The sequence below is a fragment of the Novosphingobium sp. BL-S-33 genome (assembly GCF_056857025.1).
This window is the reverse complement of record NZ_CM166474.1, coordinates 977,261-997,572: the sequence shown is the minus strand read 5'-3', so window position 1 is coordinate 997,572 and position 20,312 is coordinate 977,261. Positions and strand designations below refer to the sequence as shown.

The following is a 20,312-nucleotide window of genomic DNA, read 5'->3' as shown; positions in this document are numbered from 1 at the left end:
GAGTTCGCAGGGATCCACGTGCTTGGAATTCGCCACTAACCCGTTCTAAAGTCAGGCCATGGAGATAGGTGTCTATTCGATCACCGGTGTGAAACTGTTCACCCCCCGCCGCATCGGGGACGCGCGCGGCTATTTCGCCGACATCTTCCGCGCGGATATCTTCGCCGACGCCTGCGGAGAGCAGGTTTTTGTGCAGGACAATGAATCGCTCAGCGCGCGGGTCGGCACTGTGCGTGGCCTGCATTTCCAGACCGAACCGCATGGGCAGGGCAAGTTGTTGCGCTGTACCGCCGGCGCCCTCTTCGACGTCGCCGTCGATATCCGACACGGCTCGCCCACGTTCGGACGATGCGTGGGCGAGGTGCTGACTCCGGATAACGGCAAGCAGCTCTGGGTTCCGCCCGGCTAACTCACGGCTCGATTGCGGCAGAATTGCGTGGATCCATGGCGTGATCCTACCGGACTGGCCCAGGGCGCTGGAAACCGTCGTTTCCCGCCTGCTGGCCGAACAGCATCATAAGGAACAGGACCCGTGAAGGGCATTATTCTTGCAGGCGACAGCGGTTCCCGGCTCTATCCGATGACGCTGGCGACTTCCAAGCAACTGATTTCGGTCTACGACAAGCCGATGATCTATTGCCCGCTCAGCACCCTGATGCTGGCAGGCATTCGCGAGGTGCTGATCATCTCGCACTGCGCGATCTGCCTGCCTTTCAGGCCCTGCTGGGTGACGGATCGCAGTGGGGCATGGCGTTCGAATATGCCGAACAACCCCGTCCTGAGGGTCTGGTGCAGGCCTACGTCATCGGCGCGGACTTCATCGCCGGCCAGCCCTCAGCCCTAATCCTGGGCGATAACATTTTTTACGGCCACGGGTTGCCCAAGCTGCTCGCACACGCCGGTGCGCGACGCGGTGCCAGTGTTTTCGCCTATCTCGTCAAGGATCCCGAACGTTACGGCGTGATGACCTTCGACGAGTACGGACGCGCGGTTTCGATCGACGAGAAGCCGGAAAAGCCCGGTTCCAACTAGGCGGTGACCGGCCTCTATTTCTACGACGCGCAAGTGGTGGATATCGCCCCCGGGCTCAAGCCTTCCCCTCGCTGCGAATTGGAGATCGCCGACGTCAACCGTGCCTATCTCGATCGCGGCGGACTGGCGGTCGAGATGATGGGGCACGGCTATGCGTGGCTAGACACCGGCACGCCGGATAGCCTGCTCGATGCCGCCGAATATGTCCGCATTCTCGAGAAGCGTCAGGGGTTCAGTATCGCCAGTCCGGAGGAGATCGCCTTCCGACAGGGTTTCATCGATGCCGGGCAAATGGAACAGGTCATCCGCACGCTGGGGAAGTCAGACTATGGCACTATCTGCGTGGAATCCTTGGGAAAGCCTGAAACATCGAGATCGCGCACCATCCCGGTAAACCTTCCGTCCGTGCGCTTTGGTCTTGTGCTTACTCTCCAACGCTTTATCGTTGGATATGCAATCGATTAGGCCAGACAAGCTTGAGAAAATTTTCAAACTTCTGGACGCTGCTGTTGATGCATTTTGAGGCGGTGCACAGGGCCCCTCGCCCTTACCTGACCGCTCTGCGCTGGCGTTTGCTCGGCAAAAAGCTGCGGGCCCGCAGTCAGATGGCGCCTCTCCTCGGAAAATCGCCAAGGGCCTACCGCCTGTGGATCGAGCGGCAGGAAACCTATCGGCATTCTACCCATACCGCCCTCGGATCGACGCCGATAATCGCTCTGGTCGATGTCCATTGCGGGGAAGGCGGGCTGGCGGAAACGCGGGAAAGCCTCGCCTCCGAAGGGCTGTCCTATCTTCTGATCGGCGGCCGCGACGGGCTAGCCATCAAGGACGTCGCAAACCAAATCGACTGGAATTCGGGGCCCTGGCTTATGCCGATGGTCGCAGGGGATATCCTCGCCCCGCAAGCGGCCGAAATCTATCGGTGCGCAATTGCCGATACCCAAGGCAAGATCGTCTATGCCGACGACGATCTGATCGACGAGGCGGGGCGGCGCCGCTCACCCCACTTCAAACCCGATTGGAACGGCGAACTGTTCCGTCATTTTGACTTCCTGACAGGCGCCTGTGTGGTGCAGTGCCCGCGGGAATGTCTGGAAAGCGTTGCCGATGCCGATTGGGCCCGGGTGCTGGTCGCACAGGCGCTTGGTTCCGTGGCGCCCGCCCATGAGCCCTATGTCCTCCACCACCGACGTTCGAGGCCGCTGCCGCGCCTGCCCGCCGTCTCCGAGGTGCCGGCGCATGGCCAGCTGCCCAAAGTCAGCATCATCATCCCTACCCGGAATGGGCTCGATCTGTTGCGGACATGTCTGAACGGTCTGGAGGAAACCGACTATCCGGACATGGAAATCCTCATCGTCGATAACGGTAGCGACGATCGGGATACCTTAGAGTTCCTTGAAGGGATCGAAAGCGATACCCGCAAAGTTTTGAAATTCCCCGGCGCTTTCAATTTTTCGGCCATCAACAACCATGCTGCCGCCCAGGCGACCGGCCAACTGCTCTGCCTTATGAACAACGACGTGGAGGTGCTTGAGCCGCGCTGGCTGACAACGATGGCAGAGCAGGCGCTGCGTGAGAACGTCGGGGCGGTCGGCGCCCAACTGCTCTATCCCGACGGCCAGATCCAGCATTCCGGGGTCGTGCTGGGCGTGGGGGGAGGCGCCGCGCACGCCCATCGGCTCCTGCGCCCCGACGATGAAGGCTATTTTCGCCGTCATGCCCTGCCGCAATTCGTCTCCGCGGTGACGGCGGCCTGCCTTGTCGTTTCCCGGGAACGGTTCATGGCCGTGGGCGGTTTCGATGAACGCAACTTTGCGGTGGCGTTCAACGATGTCGACTTGTGCATGCGTTTGAACCGCCGCGGATGGCAGTCCCTTTACGAGCCGCGCGCACGGTTGATCCATCACGAATCGGTTTCGCGCGGCCTCGATCGCGATCCGGTCGGCGCGGCGCGCCTCGCGGGAGAGCTCGCCCAGTTGAAATCGATTTGGCGCACAGATTGCATCGTGGATCCGTTCCATCATCCCCAACTTAGTCCGTTCAGCGAACACTTCGTGCCGAGGCTGTAGAGTTTTGAGAATGGTTGGTTATCATAAAGTTATGCCACCCCATCGCATCGCTCTGCCGCAGGTGACGCTGTGCGCGGCGACGTCGATCAACCTCAAGGCCACTCTTCGGGCGCTGGAGTGTTGCCTGGGCCAGATCGCTTTTGCCGACTGCCTGCTGTTCACGGATGCGGAAATTCAGCCTGCGCATCCGGAGATTCGGGTCGTACGGATCCATAAACTCACGTCCGTGGCGGCCTATTCTGATTTCGTGCTCTCCGACCTGGTCGAACGGATCGAAACCAGCCATTGCCTTATCGCGCAGTGGGACGGCCATGTCGTCGACGCGGGCCGTTGGCGCCCGGAGTTCCTCGAATACGATTACATCGGCGCAGTATGGCCTCATTTCCAGGACGGTCATGACGTAGGAAATGGCGGATTTTCGCTGCGCAGCCGCCGTTTGATGGAAACCTGCCGAGCTCCGGAATTCGAAGCATCACACCCTGAAGACATTGCGGTTGGCCGTATCAATCGCAAATGGCTTGAGGGCAAGGGAATGCGTTTCGCTTCGCCTGCTCTGGCGGACATGTTCGCGGTGGAACGGAGAGGAAACCTCCGAGAAAGCTTCGGTTATCACGGGGTCTTCAACATGCCCTCCGTGCTGGGCGTCGAAGGGTTCTGGGACATTTATCGGGAACTCGACAATTACGGCACCGTGCGTCACGATTTTATGGGTATTTTGACGGATATGGGCCGCGGCACGGGCGGATTTGGGAGAGTCCGAAAAATGCTACGAGATCGTTTCTTTGCTTACAGAACAAGCAATCGATGAACCTTCCTCCTTTGCGCATTCCCGAAATGCTCAGAAGCCTTTTTCCAAAGCGCCGCAGGATGCCCACGGGCACTCCTGTGCCGATGCGTGCCTTGTATATTTGGCGCGAGCGCCCCGACCTTAGAGCCGCGTTCAACTTAAGACATCGCGTAGGTCGAGAAGGGTTGATCTGGTGGTATTTGCGGCACGGATTTGTCGAGATGGGATTGAATCTAACTGCCCATGACAAACCTTGCGTTGAGGCGGTTAATCGGCGTTTCGCCCGAGCAAAGCGCCTGTCCTATCTGCCCATTACGTGGCTGATGCAGGGCCTCATCGATCAATCCCCTGTGGATAGGAAATCAGCGCTTTCCGATCCCATCGGGCAGCGGCGATTTCTAGACTGGTTCTTCGCGGTGGGGCTAACCAAAGCTAATCTTTCAGAATTCCTATCTGCAGAGCAAGCACGCGCACTTAAGGGAACGGATCCTAAGGCGTTCGGATTGCCTAGACTGATGCGGTGCATCTGGTCGAGCGATTCCAAGATACGTGACCGTTTCAACGGGCTCGACGATCCCGCATTCCGTGAATGGTGCACCGCAGATGGCGCACGGGAATTCCCCATACTGGCGCATCCCATGATCAGATTGGCGCCGAAACCCAATCGGCGGTCGCCCAAGCTTAAACCGTTTGGCGTAAATTTGCTCGGTCACGCTTCCGGCAGGAGCGGGATAAGCGAAGACGTCCGCATGGCGGCAAAAGTCTTGACCCACGCTGGTGTTCCGTTCGAAATTCACGACGTTTCATCGGGGCCATCAATGCCGGCCGAGGAGCACGCCGACGCATCCGATGGTAGCTTGCCTTACGCCATAAACCTTTTCTGTATGCCCGCCCCCAGCACGATCACCGCGGTCTTCCAAATAGGCCCGAATGTGATTGCCGATTACTTCAACATCGGCTTTTGGCCCTGGGAGCTGCCGGAAATGCCCGATTTCTGGCGTCACGCGTACGACTTCATAGACGAAATCTGGGCATCTAGCCGCTTCACATACGACGCCTTCTGCCGCTCATCGCCGCGCCCGGTTCACCACGTACCCTTCGCCGTGAGTGCCGACGAAAGTGACGGGAAGAACAGAGCTGATTTCGACCTTCCCAGTGACAAATTCCTCTTCGGATTCGCCTTCGATGGGCTCTCAAGCTTTGCACGCAAGGCCCCGCTCGTAACGATACAGGCGTTTCACGCAGCCTTCCCCTCTGACACGTCGGTCAGCCTCGTGATCAAAGGTATGCGTGTTTCCGACGACCCAGCATGGAATGCAGTTATCTCCGCTGTCGGGAATGACGAACGGGTTCATCTCATCACGCAATCTCTGCCGCGGGGCAGCTTACTCGACTTATGGCGATCGATGGATTGCTTCGTATCGCTGCACCGAAGCGAGGGATTTGGGCGGAACATTGCCGAAACTATGTTGCTCGGCAAACCTGTCATCGCCACCAGCCACTCTGGCAATATGGATTTCACGCAGCACGACACTGCTGGACTGGTGCCTTGCACTCTTCGCCGGGTAATGGATGGAGAATATCCATTTGGAACCGGCCAGATATGGGCGGAGCCGGATATTCTCGCAGCAGCATCGCAAATGCAAAAAGTTCTAGGCGATCTGAGATGGCGAGAAATGTTATCTCTCGCTGGGAAGAATGAGATCGAAAAACTTTATTCCATCAGCGTCATTTCCGGAGCTTGGTCATCGATTTTGGAAGCGAGATACGCTAGTTTCTAGACTCGTTTGTCGCGGGTTAAAAAGTTCGCAGCGTCGATATCGCGTATGATGATGCCGACTTACGGGCCACTTCGCTGAGAACCTGCACGAAGTCACCTGATAAGACACTTCATAACCTGCTCACGCGATCGTCACCCTTTGCGCACTATCAATAAAAACGATGTACAGATGTGCCCGTCGAGCTCAAGTTTGATATGCACTCGACCCTTCTGAAAGTATGGAGATACATCATAATTTAAATCAAAGGGATGAATTCCAGCATCGAAGTCCATCAGTTCGATCCCGCAATTCATCCGGCGCATGCGGAAGTTAAGCTCCTCGAAATCTCTCTTACGGTAGATACAGTTTGGACCGCTCTCGAGCGTCTCGTCGTTCGAGGCGACGTTGTATTCGGTCGTGTGCACAGCGATACCGCCAGACTTAAGCAAGTGCATCGCGTTTTCAACGAACGCAAATCCATGTTCAAGCGATCCGAGGTGCTCGAACGCACAACTGCTCCATAGGAAGTCATAATCTCCCTGCATGTCCCCGATGTTGTTCATGTCAGCGGCATCAAACGCGACGAAACGCTCAAACTGATCGCGCTCAATTATGTTCGGATAATACAGGGCGTCAAGGTTGCTGGCATGTTGACCAGTGGTCACCCACCCCTGGTCTACTTGGTCGGCCATGAGATCGGTCGCGAGTACTTCCACGCCATAGCTTGCAAGCAAAGATGGCAGCGGCTCCCGCCCCACTGCGAAACCCAATCCCTTGGCCCCAAGGCGCAACATTCCTCTGTCTTTGAGCGCCTCGAGGATCGCGCAGTATTCCCAATTCTTCCGGTAACCCTGCGGATTGTCTGGACTGACTCCGAGAGGAAAGCCAAGCCTTGTCGACCAGTTGATGTACCAATCGGTTGAAAAATGTTCGTAGCGGCAAACTGTTGATTTCAGCACAACGCCTCCTTCGCGAACCAATTCGCAGACGAATACCAATACGATGCGTACCTTGAAAGAGATACTGTCGCCGTTTGCCGCATTCCCTCTGGCGCAATCTACCGAATTTTCTTCAAGCTCGCCTAGATACCATCCGCTGTTTCAAAATTAGCGCCTTCGGGCCGCCCCGGAAATGGGATGCTTTCAAAGTCTCCGCTCCCACAGTTGGTTAGACAACCGCGAAAAACTCTCATTCCCGATGATCCAGCATTGGGAGATCGGATCAAGCCCCCCCACACACTTCAATTCACATTTTGTTTCAAATCAGCACAAAGGAGACGCGTTTGTGTGCGGCCCCTCAGATGGGGGATATCTGTTATCGGCCAGATATATTCCGCGCACGGGAATTTGCGCTCGCAGCATGCACGTAGTAGGGAGCGCCTACCTTGGACCAGCGGGCGATAGGAATTCCAGGCGATGCCGGACGAAAAGGGCTATGTGGGGACACCGGCCACCGAGCCAGAATGCATTCATGCATCCTACTTTTTTGATTTCTATGACGAAGATTTTCTGTTTGAGGTCTATACGAAGCTGCTGAGGCGTAAACCGGACCCCGACGGTCTAAACGCATATCTACCTTTGATCCGCGCCGGTGAATCCCGATATCGGGTACTCCATTCTGTCTCGCGCTCAAATGAAGCGGGCGAGATCGGAGTCCGTGTATTTGGTATGAAATCCTATCGCCGCATGCGGACCTTGCGGAACATTCCCGTTTTTGGTCGGTTGCTGGATGCCGCCTTGCTGGTATGGCACGCAAAAGAAGTGACGAAAGACCTGCGCGCTCTCGAAAACCATATTTACCGCGTTTCGAAGAAGGTGGGAATTTGACGCGTAAATTGCGCATCTGTTCGAATAAATGATGAGGAACAAGTGAAGATATTGTGTCTGAGCACGTACCCGATCGAAGAACCGATGCATGGAGGGCAGCATCGGTTGAGTAACATCGTGGCCGAACTGCGAATGCGGGGACATGAAGTGTGCTCGGCGGGCGTGCTTGGCAGCGACACTTATCCGCGATCACCCTGTTTCGTGGACGCGCCGAGCTCGGAGGCGATGTCGAAGGTCTTCGATCAGAACGTGCTGATGGAAGACTGGGTCATCAGTGAGATCTTCGCGAAGGACAAGGCGTCATTCTCCGATCTAGCCAACCGAATCACGATGTCGCCCGATGTCATATTCGTTGAGCAGCCTTGGCTGTTCCAGTTCGCGGAGCGCCTGAACGCAGAAAGATTCCGAGGCCGCGCGAGGCTGTTCTACGGCTCTCAGAATATCGAGCATCAGCTGAAGGAATCGATCCTCAGGAAGTACTATGGCGACAAGCACGTCATGGAATCTCGCGAGAAAGTGCTGGAATGCGAACTCCACGCCATCGCGCGGGCTGAACGCACCTTCTGCGTTTCGCAGAACGACGTCGACTGGACGCGCGATCACGCCAGCCAGCCCCCTGTGCTCGCGGCGAACGGGGTAATCGATCGGAGAGCAAGTATGGCCGACATCACGGAGGCCAACAGGGTCACGCAAGGCCGCAAGTTTGCCCTCTATTGCGCGAGCTCTCACCTGCCGAACACGGAAGGCTTTTTCGACATCTTCGGAGGCGGTGCAGGCTGCATCCCACCGGAAGCTCGCATGGTAGTAGCGGGCGGCGCCGGAAGCGCATTAGCGACGGACCCACGCCTCGGTCGTACCGGAAGCCTGCAGCGGCAATTCATCGATGCAGGGCTGGTCTCGGAAAGCGTTTTGCGGGGGCTGTTGGCGACCGCGCATATGATTATACTGCCAATCACCTCGGGTGGCGGAACTAATCTCAAAACTGCGGAAGCGCTTTGGTCCGGCCGCCACGTCGTGGCGACATCGACCGCAATGCGCGGCTTTGAGCAGTTCACCGGCGCTAACGGTGTCCGCGTGGCCAGCGAGAGCACAGCATTTCTGAATGCTGTGCGGGAAACGTTTCTACAGCCCAACCTTCAGATCAATGTACGCGAACGCGAGGAGCGAAGCGTGGTTCTTTGGGAAAATACCTTGGCCCAGATGATGAGCAGCTTCGATACGATGGAGTTGACTGCGTGACGCCTGCAGGCGTCGGCAAAAAGCCGAAAATATGGATGAACGTCACGACAAGCGCGAACTGGCAACGCCCTGTTGTTGGCATCATTCGCGTAGAACGAGAAATTTGTCGTGAATTGAGCAAGTTGTATGGAGCAAACGAGTTTGCCCTCGGAATATTCCAGGGTAATGAGTTTGTTCCCTTCAGGGGTTCGTTGGGGCTGCCAAGCAGGGCGGAACCGCAGGGTTTTCTATGGCCCGACCGGTCCAGGCGGACGCCTCGCAATTCGACCTTTGATCCCATACTCGGCACTGCGCGCAGGTCACATCAGCTGCCGCTTGCATCCGGGGCGCAGCCGTCAGAGCCCGCGGAACGGCGTTCACAGGGAATATCTTACGGTGATATTCTGGTCTCGGTTGGGCTTGATTGGGATTATCCTTATGTCGATACTTTTGAGCAACTGAAAAACGACCTCGGCGTAAAGATTGTAACTTGTTGCTATGATCTTATACCAATTCTTTTCCCGCAATATGCGGCCGGAAACGTAGCAGCGAAATTTAGCAACTATTTCACAAAGACATCTTGGGCTTCCTCGACCATTTTGTGCATTTCGCAACGTTCAAGGAACGATTACCTAAAAGTGATGACGCAGGTTGGGGCGCCTGCGGCGGAAACCGTGGTGATCCCACTTGGCGACAACGTGCCGAAGGGCAGCGCGGCAGGTGGCCATTCCGCGGAGATTTCCGATCAGGTCCAGCGAGTAGTGGCCGAGCCGTTCATTCTGTTTGTCTCCACGATCGAGCGCCGCAAGAACCACGAAGTGCTTTACCGCGCCTATAATCTGCTGGCGCGCGAGGGGCATTTCGAGCGGCTGCCTAAGCTGGTCTTTGTGGGCATGCCAGGCTGGGGGGTTGGCGACTTGCTCAAGGATATAGAACTCGATCCCCTGACCGAGGGACTGATCGTCCAGCTTAATCATATCACCGACGACGAACTCGGTCATCTATACGAAAAGGCCGAATTCTGCGTCTATCCCTCGCTTTACGAGGGCTGGGGACTACCCGTCGGAGAGGCACTGGCGTGCGGCAAGGCGGTTCTCGCTTCGGGAGAGGGCTCGATCCCGGAAGTCGGCGGCGATCTCGTCACATACCTTGACCCCTGGAATCCACGCGCCTGGGCAGACGAGATCTTGGACTTGGTGAACCGTCCCGAACGGGTGAAAGCGATGGAGGAGACAGTCCGCGAAGGTTACCAGGTACGCACTTGGCGTGGCACAGCCGAGGTGGTGAAAACCGCGCTCGACAAGCTGCGCGAGCCACGGGAAGTCGCCGTGATGCTCGATCCCGGCTACGATTTGTACACGATGGTCGGAACGCCATGCGGACAGAGCATGCACTCGACGGGCGCAGCGGGAACGCTGACCTATGGTCCTTATCGCGCACTGCCGGCGGGCACCTATGATATCGTAATTATGTTTGACAAGCTTGAGGGCGCCGCCGGCACGCTGCGCTTCTCCTTGCGCTCAGGCCAAGCGAGCCGCGAGCATGGCGCGCTCGGGCTCGACTGCGACGAGTCCGAGCACTTCGGCATCGTCGCCACCATGACCGGCGTCTCCCTAGACGATCAGGTCGATGACTACGAGATCTGCATCGAGGTTCCTGAAGGCCTCCTTGTCACCATCAACAAAGTTGAGATCAGGTAGACATTTTTGTGAAGACCTCACTTATGAATCGCAAACCAAAGGTTTGGATGAACGTTACGGCCAGCGTAACTTGGAATAGGCCGGCGGTGGGCATCATTCGCGTCGAACAAGAGCTGTGTCGGGCGCTGACAAAGCTATACGGCGCTGACTTCGGGCTTTGCATTTTTTCGGATGACGAGTTTCGACCTTACGATGAGCGTAGAGAAGCGCGCGCAACACGGTTGGCGGGAAGCGCGGTCGTTGAAGAAAGTGCCCGACTTACGGGCTCGCCTTTTCCGCGTAGTTCGACGTTCGACCCCGTTTTGGGGGCCAAGAAAAAGGTCAGGGAACACGGCCGTCGTTTAACGGAATTTCTCAAGGCGGAAGAAAACATCGCTCAGGACGATATTATCTACGGTGATGTCATTTTATCTGCCGGCCTGGACTGGAATCATTCGTATATCGAGAAATTTCAAGAACTCAGGACAACGAAAGGCATAAAGATCGTAACAGTGTGTTATGATGTAATTCCAGTTGTGACACCTCATTATTGCGCATCTGATGTTGCCTCACATTTTAAAGAATATTTCACAAAGATATCTTGGGCCTCCTCGACCATTTTGTGCATTTCGCAATGTTCAAGGAACGATTACCTAAAAGTGATGAAGCAGGTTGGGGCGCCTGCGGCGGAAACCGTGGTGATCCCACTTGGAGACAACGTCCCGAAGAGCAGCGCGGCAGGTGGCCATTCCGCGAAGATTTCCGATCAGGTCCAGCGAGTAGTGGCCGAGCCGTTCATTCTGTTTGTCTCCACGATCGAGCGCCGCAAGAACCACGAAGTGCTTTACCGCGCCTATAATCTGCTGGCGCGCGAGGGGCATTCCGAGCGGCTGCCTAAGCTGGTCTTTGTGGGCATGCCAGGCTGGGGGGTTGGCGACTTACTCAAGGATATAGAACTCGATCCCCTGACCGAGGGCCTGATCGTCCAGCTTAATCATGTCACTGACGACGAACTCGGTCATCTTTACGAAAAGGCCGAATTCTTCGTCTATCCTTCGCTTTACGAGGGCTGGGGACTACCCGTCGGAGAGGCACTGGCGTGCGGCAAGGCGGTTCTCGCTTCGGGAGAGGGCTCGATCCCGGAAGTCGGCGGCGATCTCGTCACATACCTTGACCCCTGGAATCCACGCGCCTGGGCAGACGAGATCTTGGACTTGGTGAACCGTCCCGAACGGGTGAAAGCGATGGAGGAGACAGTCCGCGAAGGTTACCAGGTACGCACTTGGCGTGGCACAGCCGAGGTGGTGAAAACCGCGCTCGACAAGCTGCGCGAGCCACATGAAGTCACCGTGACCCTCGATCCGGGCTACGATTTGTACACGATGGTCGGAACGCCATGCGGACAGAGCATGTACTCGACGGGCGCAGCGGGGGCGCTGACCCACGGTCCTTATCGCGCGCTGCCCGCGGGCACCTATGATCTCGCGATTGCACTTGACAAGCTCGAGGGTGCGCCGGGGACACTGCGCTGTGCGATGCGTTCCGCCTTAGGGAATAAGGAGCACGGCGCGATCGAAGTGGACTTTGACGAACACGAGCATTTCGGCCTCGTAGTCACCATGACCGGCGTCTCCTTGGAGAGCCTTGTTGATGACTACGAGATCTGCATCGAGGTTCCCGAAGGCCTTCTCGTCGCCGTTAACAGCATTGATATTAAATCAAGCTGACGTGATGGCGTGGATCACCCCTGCACAAGCGTAGCTGCGTCATGTTGCGTCCATTGTAGGTCCACGTCTAGGAGTCGGCAGATCGTAACCGTCCGATTGGTACCGCCTGCCTGATGGCGCGATATTCTCTTAAGAGACGGTCATAGCGACGTCGCTAACGACGTCTCTTGATCGGGGATTGCGATGAGGGCGGAGATACTGGGTCAGGAACGTCGGCGCCGGTGGACGGATCAGCAGCGGCTTGAGATCATTGGTGCCGTTGGCGTGAATGGCGCTACACTGACAGAGGTGGCGCAGCGGCACGATGTAACCCGACAACAGATTTATACTTGGCGGTATGATTTGAAGAAGCGCGGGCTCTTGGGAGCCGCCCCCGAGCCTGTCTTTCTCCCCCTGGACTTGCCTGCCGTTCGAGCCCCTGAAGTTGCCTACAACCCTGGTCCAGGCGCGACGTCCATGGTTGAGCTGCGCCTGACGAAAGGCCGGACTTTGCGCTTTGGAAGCGACATCGAGGTCATCTCCCTGACACAGCTCATCCGCTGCGTGGAGGCGGCGTGATAGGGCCGGGAACTGGCGTACGGGTTTACTTGGCCTGCGGCGTCACTGATATGCGCAAAGGCATCTCTGGTCTTGGTCAGCTGGCCCAGACGGTGCTGCGACAGAAGCCAACCAGCGGCGCGGTGTTCGCGTTTCGAGGGCGACGCGGCGACAGGGTGAAGCTTCTGTACTGGGATGGGCAGGGATTTTGCCTGTACTACAAGGTCTTGCAGCGTGGCCGTTTTGCTTGGCCCTCTGCGGCGGACGGGACTGCGCGGTTGACCTCGGCCCAGCTCGCAATGCTGTGGGAAGGCATCGACTGGAGGCGCCCAAATTGGGGCGCGCCGCCTGCCCATGTGGGCTGATTTTTGTTTCTGAATTTCCTTGTTTTCATGGATATTCCTGCCCTTGGCTGGTAAGCAGGATCATGCTGAACGCGGCGCAAAATCTTCCCGAAGACCCAGCTTTGCTGAAGGCGATAATCGCCGACTTGCAGGCGGAAAACGCGAAGCTGGCGGCAACGGTCCGAGCACATGATCTGGTGGTTCAGGCCCTGCGTCTGCGCATTGCAAAACTGAAGAAACAGGCCTTCGGTAAATCCTCGGAAAAGATCGAACGCGAGATCGAGCAGCTGGAACTGGCCCTAGAGGACATTCTGGTCGCCGCGGCACAAACCGTCGCTTTGCCGAGTGATGTCGAAGACGATGAGGTCACTGCGCACGTAGACAGCGCACGGGCCATGGCCCGGCGCCCGCGTGTTGCGCCTGACACCCCGCGCGAGCGAAAAGAACTCGACCCGGGCAGCGCTTGTCCCGATTGCGGGGGCGAGTTACGCCTCGTCGGCGAGGACGTGAGCGAAATCATCGAAATGATTACCGCCAAGCTGAAGGTGATCGAGGTAGCGCGGCCGAAGAAGTCCTGCCGCTGCTGTGAGAAAATGGTGCAGGTGCCGGCTCCGAGCCGCCCGATCCCCGGCAGCATGGCCGGAAGCAGCCTGCTTGCCTACGTGCTCGTCTCAAAGTTCGACGATCACTTGCCGCTGTACCGGCAGAACGAAATCCTTACCCGTATGGGCGCTGACATTCCCCGCAGCACGCTGGCTGACTGGTGCGGCAAGGCGATGCGAACCCTGCAGCCCCTGATCGAGCGTATTGAGGCATCGGTCCTGGCCAGCACCGTCATCCACGCCGATGATACACCGATCCAGGTGCTGGATCACACAAGGCGGGCCAAGGGGCTCGGTAAGGGCGTGAAGCAAGGCAGGATCTGGGGTTATGTCTGCGATCAGCGCCCGTGGAACGGGCCGGCACCGCCGGGTGTGGTCTATCGCTTTGCCCCCAACTGGAAGGCGGAGCACGTGCAAAACCACCTTTGCAATGCGAGCGGCATTCTCCAGGCCGACGCCTACAAGGGATATGCGAAGCTATATGAGCCCGGCGCAGACGGCGAACCGCGCTTCCGGGAAGCTGCCTGCTTCGCCCATTGGCGACGTGACTTCCACGACATCTGGAAAGCGAACAAATCCCCAATAGCGCGAGAAGCCCTCGATCGCATCGGCCAGTTGTACGACATCGAACGCGAAATCGCCGGGAAACCTGCCGATGTTCGGCGTGCCGTCCGCCAGGAGCATAGCAAACCCAAACTCGAGGCGTTGCGCGCCTGGGCCGAGCAGCAACTCACCCGAATCCCCGTCAAGGGCGACCTGGCCAGCGCCATTCGGTATGGCTTGGGGCGCTGGCAAGCCTTCTCATTGTTCACCGAGGATGGGCGTGTCGCCATTGATAACAATGCCGCTGAGCGAGCCGTGAGACCTATTGGTCTGGGAAGACGCAACTGGCTCTTCGCCGGCTCCGAAGCAGGCGCTGAAACCCTGGCACGTGCTATGACGCTTATCGAAAGCGCCAAGATGAACGGTCTGGATCCGCAGGCTTATCTCGCCGACGTGCTCGGCCGTATCCACGATCACAAGATCAACCAGCTCGCCGAATTGCTTCCCTGGAATTGGGCGCCCCTGACGCCGCTTACGAAAGCTGTCTGATGGCTGTCGTGTCCCATGTCTTCACGCTCGATTACGTCGCCAGCATCCTGGGGGAACACCCTGACCTAATCGACGCCATCGTAAGCAACGATGACAATCTCACATTCGGATCAATCATCACCATCTCTTCCGGCCCGGATGACTACCGCACCGCGATCGCGGCAGACGCCATCGACGAGTTGCGCGCTCTCATTGCCGATAACCGACACTCACCGGAAGAGTGGGAGCTCTTCCTCGAGCACGTCATCTGCGATCCGGAAACCCTCGAAATCGTCAAGGCCCATTCGTCGCGGTAACAACCGGACGGTTACGGCAGATCAAGCAGGAGGTTGTTACCGTCGGATTGGATCTGGCGAAGAACATATTCCAAGTTCACGCGATCAGCTCCGATGGGGCCGTGCGGATTCCGGGGTTATCGCGCGCACCATTCCGAATTGATGGCGCGCAGGATTCCGAGGTGATCGCGCGCAGCGTTCCGAGAATTATCCGCGCAGCATTCCGAGATGATCGCGCGCAGATTGGGATGACGTGAAGCCTGATCGTTGGGACGTAAGCATCCGGTGAGATCACCGGACGGGTACGTTGGGACCAATCCTTCTGGCTGAGCAGCCAGGAGGATTGGATGCCGTCGAGGAGGATTACGATGCGCCATGTGCGCGAGATATTGAGACTGAGCCTGGACGCCAGGCTCTCGACCCGAGCTGTAGCAGAGCATGTCCGGACGGGGGCGACCACGGTACCGTGAAATCCGACAGGCCCTGCCGACCGCGTTCACCTGCCCTCCACCACCTCGTAAGTCACTACCAACCAGCTCAGCACGCTTTTATGCTCTCTCAACGACTACGTATTGCCCCCAAAGATAATATCTTCCACGCAGCCAAATGCGGTCATGTTGCCGTATATGAAGTCGCGCACGCCGTCAGGGGTTGAGGTCGTAAATTCCTCGCCATTCCGATTGACCTTGAACGAACCAAACCTATCGAGGATGAAATCGAGCAGTGCTCTAGGCGATAGGTTCCGGTTAGCAGTCAGCGCGAACGAATTAAATTCCATGACGAAGACAGGGTTGAATTTGTCGACAGTCCCGATCGCACCCTGAAGGACGTCCAGTTCGTAGCCCTCTACGTCGATCTTGACGAGATCCAACCTGTCCAGTTCGCGCTTCATCACGAGGCTGTCCAAAGTCGTCATCGGGACGTCGATGGTGACGGCTCCTTTCGCTTGTGAACCGATATAGCTGCCAGCGATAAAGGCCCCATTTTCCACAAATGGAACGGTGCCGAAGCTAGAACCGATGCACAGATTCTCGGTGTCACAATTCGTTAGATTGTTTGCTTCGATCATCCGCGAAAGGGCAGCGAACGCTATGGGTGAGGGCTCGACTGCGATAACACGTGAAGCGGGCACCAGGCGCGCCCCGGCGACAATGGTCAGGCCTATATTAGCGCCGATATCAACAATGACAGCGCCAGTCGGGAGCTTTGCGATTTCGCCCATGAAGACAGGGTTGTGTTCGTCTATGTCGAGGCCAGGATTTTCCATAAGATGGCGGAAATAGGAATCGGATTCAGAGCCGAAAATCAGCGCTGGGTGACCAACGGAAACCACATTAGCTACTGATAAGTCCGTCATTCAAAATTTCCCTAGTTTACTTGCGGCTACTTTGGCTGCGCGGGCCGCAAAAGCGCAGCAACTTCGTCAGGCGAAATCAGAAATCGCCCCCATGTTCGCTCACCGGGGGGAGCTTTCAAGTATCTTCCGCTTCAAGAAATAGTTCAGGGTTTCTGGATCCCCCTCCAGCCAGGACAGATCGAAAGGGAACCTTTGTTCGGGAGCGTCACGTTCGAACCAAGCCTGAAACCCATCCGCCACAGCAGGCGAAGCACAGAGGACGCCACCGATGCGAAGGATCGCGTCCAAGCACAACGCACCGCTATCGTGTGATGTCGATTTCGATCGCGGCATCTGCGCAGACTCATGGATCATTGTGTAGAGGCCGACACCGAGAATGCGCCATGCCCCAACTAAGGCTGCTCGCCCCTCACCCTGCTCGTACGGCACTTCGAGAGAGAGGTAACAGTCGCCGCCGACCGGCTCAACAATCTCATCAGTGCACCAATTATCAGGGATTTCTAAGATGTCGCACGCGAAATGCTGCGCGTAGCGGAAGCGTTGAATACTCAAGTCGTAATGGATGGGCTCTACCGCCCACCCAGTCGGCGGCGTGACCAGAAGTCGTAAGACCAGCGCGCGATCGCGCGGGTCGCCCTGCTCGGGCGCCATGCAGGTCGAGACGTCAATAAAGAGGCGTCTGGGCCGAGGGCGCGTCGGCAGATTCCGCGCGACTGCTTCGCCGAGCGCGGCCCAATCTTGCTGATTCCGGCCCGCATGACTCTCCAGAAGAGCGCGCACCAGGCCTTGTTCGCTGCTTGCAGACCGCGTGTAATAATGCTCAATCGCCTCGACATAATCGGCAGTGCAGCGACGTGGCTTGTGCTCACGGGCGATATGCGCCCTGGCGCGGCGCGCCAAGGACAGCCGGCGTTCCCGGTTGGTCCACAAGGCTTCCAGCGCGGAAGAAAGTTCTGCGACAGTGAAGTCGTCGTCGAGCACCAGAGCGACGTCCTTTGGCAAATCCGCCATGGCACCGTGTGCGTTTACGATCGTCGCCACACCCGCGTTCATGCAGTCCAGCACGGTGCCAGAGGTTTCCCCGCGCGAGAGCGTGCGCAATTGGACAGCAAGATCCGCCGCGTTTAGCCAACGGCGGAACTTACGCTGATCTGCCCAACCCGTGATCTCGACCCGACCACCTGCCGCGCTGGAACGTGCCGCGCGCTCCAGGTCGGTGGCGTAGCGATTGCCGTCGCTCTGCCCGACAAAGACGAGACGGCAGCGGGGATCGTGCGCAAGCGAGCTTGCGAGCCATGCCTCCATCAGGAGATGGTTCATCTTTGTGAGTGCAATGTGGCCGAAACTGCATACGACGAAATCCTCGGCATCGATCCCGAGTTCACGCCGTGCGGAGTTTCTATCCGAGACGATGGGCTGGCGTAAGTGCGGGATCAGTCTCCAGTCGTCGGCTGCATCCTTGCCATACCACTTGCGAGCTAGCCGCCTCGAATAATCGGCATGCACTATGACCCCCAGGGCGTCTTGGATCACTTGCAGATTGCAGGGATAATTCCAAATAACCTGGTCCGGGTCAGCGGCCCTAAAGCGCTCGATGACGGCCGGCCATCCGTGTGCTCCGGCCAGCGCTCGGGCCCAACTGCCCGGTAGCTCGCCGGTGTTGTCGCGATGGGCGATGATCCCTGAAAGGAAAAAGTCGTGCAGCACCACCACGCCCGGTATGTCACGTAATAGGCCGAACATGTGGCTGTGGAATTGGGAATTACCGAAGTGGTAGAGTACACGGTCAAATTCGCCCGCGCGCTGACGGAATTGTTCGATGTCTAGGATGCCGCAATTACCGCGGATCCAAGCATTGTCGGATGTACCCTGCTGCGTGACGACGTCGATCCGGTAGTGGCGCGCCAGTTCCAGCAGGAGTTCGGCACTATAGTCACTAATCCCACTGGCCTGCGGGGATACTGGGGACACGAAGGCGAGGCGAGGACGACGCTGCCGTACGATCGAAACGGCAAGTGAGGCAGGAACCGACATCGCGAGCCACCGGATGCGAGCCTCCTCCAGCGCCTTCCAAGCGCGTATCGCAGTCGTGTCCCAGCTAAATTCCTGTGCCTGTTTGAGGCTGTGGCGTTCCAATTCTTCGCGGACGCGGTCGTCGGTCAGTACCTCACAGATTTTCGCACTCATACCCTCGAGATCAAAGGGGTCAAAAAGCGCTTTTTCCAACCCGACGACCTCAGGCAGGCCCGACCGATCGGAGACAATCACTGCGCGGCCGCACTTCATCGCTTCAAGCGCGGGTAAGCCGAAACCCTCATGCCAGGAGGGGAATACGAAAAGCTTGCAGTCGCGATAACATGCCAGCAAATCTTCTTCGGGAATGAAGCCGGTGAGGACAAGGTCCCCTTCGGCCAGTCCGGCCTCGCGCGCGAGCTTTGACAGGCGGACGCGCTCTGCGTCTTCGACGGCGCAGACAATCGCCAGTTGATGGTCCCGGCGCACGTCCGCCGGTAGACGCGCAAACGCAGAGATCAAGCCTTCGATGTTCTTCCGGTGATCGATGCCGCCCGTGTACATAACGAACGCGCGTTCGAGCCCGTACGTCCGCGACAAGTGCGTGCGAGTTTCGGCACTCACAGAGGCAGGGGTGAAATGATCGTCGGCGGCGGTCGATATGTTCACCACCTCGTCGTCCGGCGAGCCCAGCCATGACAGGGCTTCCTGCCGCGAGGATTCCGAGATCGACAGCAGAAGGTCCGCGTTACGAACGTGGGCTAGCTTGTTCTCGTACCATCGCTCGATCAGTGGGTTGGGCAAGTAGACTTGTCGATGGATCAGCGGGATGAGATCGTAGAGCACAGCCGCGGTCGGAACTGTCGCACTCAACCGGCCGATGCTGGTGACGATGTCCTCGCCGTGACCTTCGAAAACCGAGGTGACGAGGACAAAGTCCGGCGAAACGCTGGCGAGCGCACTTTCTCGCAGGAGTTCCGCGGCGCCGCGACGGGTGTCGTTCAGGGGGTCGGCGGCGTCGACAGGACCGGGGGCAGCCCAGACGAGGATTCTCTCGTCCGGCACAAGCCCGGCTAGCGCGGCGCGAATCGGCGCGATGGTGTCGGGAAGCAGGCCATTGAGGGAGATGAATATCTCGTGATCTCCCTGGTTCCGAATGAGTCCACGGGTCAGCGCCATGGCGTACCGCCCGATCCCACGATGGCGACTTGGGCCCTGCGCGGCCTGAAGATCGATGACGATGCGCATTATGCCCTCCCGGCGGTGGCGGTTTGCCTTGCCCGTGACAGAACCCGACGTGCGTCGGGGCCCAAGGCGGCGAAGGCCTCCGAGTTCAGGTCCAGATGTGACGATGCCAGCCCGTCCGTAGCGTCGGGCAATCGCGCCGACTGAACTGCACGATGGAGCAGCGTCACCTCAATCATCCGGTCGCGCCGCCGCTGTCGCCGCCGCCGCCTGCCGGTCCAGCGCCAGAACCAGTGGTGTTCTGCTCGTTCGTCCGCCAGCAGATGCTCCAGTTCCAACCAGAAAGTGCGTTTCGTGCGCGCTTCACGGGAGTTGGTAATCTGTCTGACGATCCGCTTACGGCTTCTCCCCCGGGCAAGAATGCGAAGATAACTGTCCATGCCCTGGGGCTCGATCTGCCGGCCCAGATATCGTTGATAGATTTCTTCAAGGAAGGCACCGTCGCTCAGGTCGGACAGGGCAGCCGCGTGCCGCGCCCGGAATTCTGCCGACATTCCCATGTCCGCAAGGAACCGCAGTCTTCCCAGCCCGGCGCGTAGCGCTCCACAGCGCTCCTGCATCTCAGTGAAATCGGGGCGTCTGCCCAGTAAGCGATGGTAGGCGGCATCGACGAAGTCGGGGATCGGCAAGGCCAGAAGGTCGAGAACTGAGGCAAGTTCGTCAGCAGGCACGATGTCAGTTCTCTTCCCTTATTGTCATCCTGGTAATCTCATCGCGGGCGGACTTTGTCCCGCATCACCGATCCCAGA

The 20,312-nt window shown here is 58.0% G+C and carries 15 protein-coding genes and 2 pseudogenes; 13 read left to right on the top strand and 4 right to left on the bottom strand.

Features of this window, described 5'->3' with window-relative positions; translation table 11 throughout:
* Positions 1-58: 58 nt before the first annotated feature.
* From AC1VVM_RS04710 to AC1VVM_RS04690, 5 genes and pseudogenes are all read left to right on the top strand, one after another.
* Positions 59-406 (top strand): annotated as a pseudogene (locus tag AC1VVM_RS04710) (dTDP-4-dehydrorhamnose 3,5-epimerase family protein); the annotation flags it as partial.
* 126 nt (positions 407-532) lie between these two features.
* Positions 533-1,397, top strand: a pseudogene (rfbA, locus tag AC1VVM_RS04705) (glucose-1-phosphate thymidylyltransferase RfbA).
* Between the two features lie 111 nt (positions 1,398-1,508).
* Positions 1,509-3,101 (top strand): glycosyltransferase family 2 protein, encoded by a 1,593-nt coding sequence (locus tag AC1VVM_RS04700; protein WP_482955972.1) that lies wholly within the window; start codon positions 1,509-1,511, stop codon positions 3,099-3,101.
* Positions 3,102-3,111: 10 nt separating this feature from the next.
* Entirely contained in the window at positions 3,112-3,909 is a 798-nt protein-coding gene (locus AC1VVM_RS04695) for a DUF5672 family protein (RefSeq protein WP_482955971.1), read from the top strand.
* Positions 3,906-5,669, top strand: a complete 1,764-nt coding sequence (locus AC1VVM_RS04690; protein ID WP_482955970.1) for a glycosyltransferase family 4 protein — start codon at positions 3,906-3,908, stop codon at positions 5,667-5,669. Before AC1VVM_RS04695 ends, AC1VVM_RS04690 begins: the two co-directional genes overlap by 4 nt.
* A 131-nt stretch (positions 5,670-5,800) precedes the next feature.
* On the opposite strand, the gene AC1VVM_RS04685 is transcribed toward AC1VVM_RS04690, so the two are convergent.
* Entirely contained in the window at positions 5,801-6,607 is an 807-nt protein-coding gene (locus AC1VVM_RS04685) for an SAM-dependent methyltransferase (protein WP_482955969.1), read from the bottom strand.
* A 456-nt stretch (positions 6,608-7,063) separates the two neighbouring features.
* Here AC1VVM_RS04685 and AC1VVM_RS04680 point away from each other — a divergent pair, with 456 nt between their 5' ends.
* The 8 genes from AC1VVM_RS04680 (at position 7,064) to AC1VVM_RS04645 (ending at position 14,969) form a co-directional block, all read left to right on the top strand.
* The gene (locus tag AC1VVM_RS04680; RefSeq protein WP_482955968.1) at positions 7,064-7,474 is read left to right on the top strand and encodes a DUF4214 domain-containing protein; all 411 of its coding nucleotides are present in this window, start codon (positions 7,064-7,066) and stop codon (positions 7,472-7,474) included.
* 105 nt (positions 7,475-7,579) lie between these two features.
* Entirely contained in the window at positions 7,580-8,713 is a 1,134-nt protein-coding gene (locus tag AC1VVM_RS04675; protein ID WP_482955967.1) for a glycosyltransferase, read from the top strand.
* Complete coding sequence (locus tag AC1VVM_RS04670; protein WP_482955966.1) at positions 8,710-10,392, top strand: glycosyltransferase family 4 protein; 1,683 nt, start codon at positions 8,710-8,712, stop codon at positions 10,390-10,392. The genes AC1VVM_RS04675 and AC1VVM_RS04670 overlap by 4 nt, the downstream gene beginning before the upstream one ends.
* A gap of 23 nt (positions 10,393-10,415) precedes the next feature.
* The gene (locus AC1VVM_RS04665; RefSeq protein WP_482955965.1) at positions 10,416-12,098 is read left to right on the top strand and encodes a glycosyltransferase family 4 protein; all 1,683 of its coding nucleotides are present in this window, start codon (positions 10,416-10,418) and stop codon (positions 12,096-12,098) included.
* Positions 12,099-12,281: 183 nt separating this feature from the next.
* On the top strand, positions 12,282-12,656 hold the full coding sequence (gene tnpA, locus AC1VVM_RS04660) for an IS66-like element accessory protein TnpA (RefSeq protein WP_132392949.1): 375 nt from the start codon (positions 12,282-12,284) through the stop codon (positions 12,654-12,656).
* A 50-nt stretch (positions 12,657-12,706) separates the two neighbouring features.
* Complete coding sequence (gene tnpB, locus AC1VVM_RS04655; RefSeq protein WP_482955964.1) at positions 12,707-13,000, top strand: IS66 family insertion sequence element accessory protein TnpB; 294 nt, start codon at positions 12,707-12,709, stop codon at positions 12,998-13,000.
* A gap of 62 nt (positions 13,001-13,062) precedes the next feature.
* Entirely contained in the window at positions 13,063-14,673 is a 1,611-nt protein-coding gene (gene tnpC / locus AC1VVM_RS04650; protein ID WP_482955963.1) for an IS66 family transposase, read from the top strand.
* Positions 14,673-14,969: a hypothetical protein gene (locus AC1VVM_RS04645; protein ID WP_482955962.1), complete on the top strand. Its 297-nt coding sequence runs from the start codon at positions 14,673-14,675 to the stop codon at positions 14,967-14,969. The genes tnpC and AC1VVM_RS04645 overlap by 1 nt, the downstream gene beginning before the upstream one ends.
* Before the next feature lie 544 nt (positions 14,970-15,513).
* On the opposite strand, the gene AC1VVM_RS04640 is transcribed toward AC1VVM_RS04645, so the two are convergent.
* The 3 genes from AC1VVM_RS04640 to AC1VVM_RS04630 all read right to left on the bottom strand — a co-directional run bounded on the left by AC1VVM_RS04640 (position 15,514) and on the right by AC1VVM_RS04630 (position 20,234).
* Positions 15,514-16,305, bottom strand: coding sequence for an FkbM family methyltransferase (locus tag AC1VVM_RS04640; RefSeq protein WP_482955961.1), 792 nt, complete (start codon positions 16,303-16,305; stop codon positions 15,514-15,516).
* Between the two features lie 99 nt (positions 16,306-16,404).
* On the bottom strand, positions 16,405-19,566 hold the full coding sequence (locus tag AC1VVM_RS04635) for a glycosyltransferase (protein WP_482955960.1): 3,162 nt from the start codon (positions 19,564-19,566) through the stop codon (positions 16,405-16,407).
* Positions 19,566-20,234: a DUF4214 domain-containing protein gene (locus AC1VVM_RS04630; protein WP_482955959.1), complete on the bottom strand. Its 669-nt coding sequence runs from the start codon at positions 20,232-20,234 to the stop codon at positions 19,566-19,568. Before AC1VVM_RS04630 ends, AC1VVM_RS04635 begins: the two co-directional genes overlap by 1 nt.
* Between the last annotated feature and the right edge of the window lie 78 nt (positions 20,235-20,312).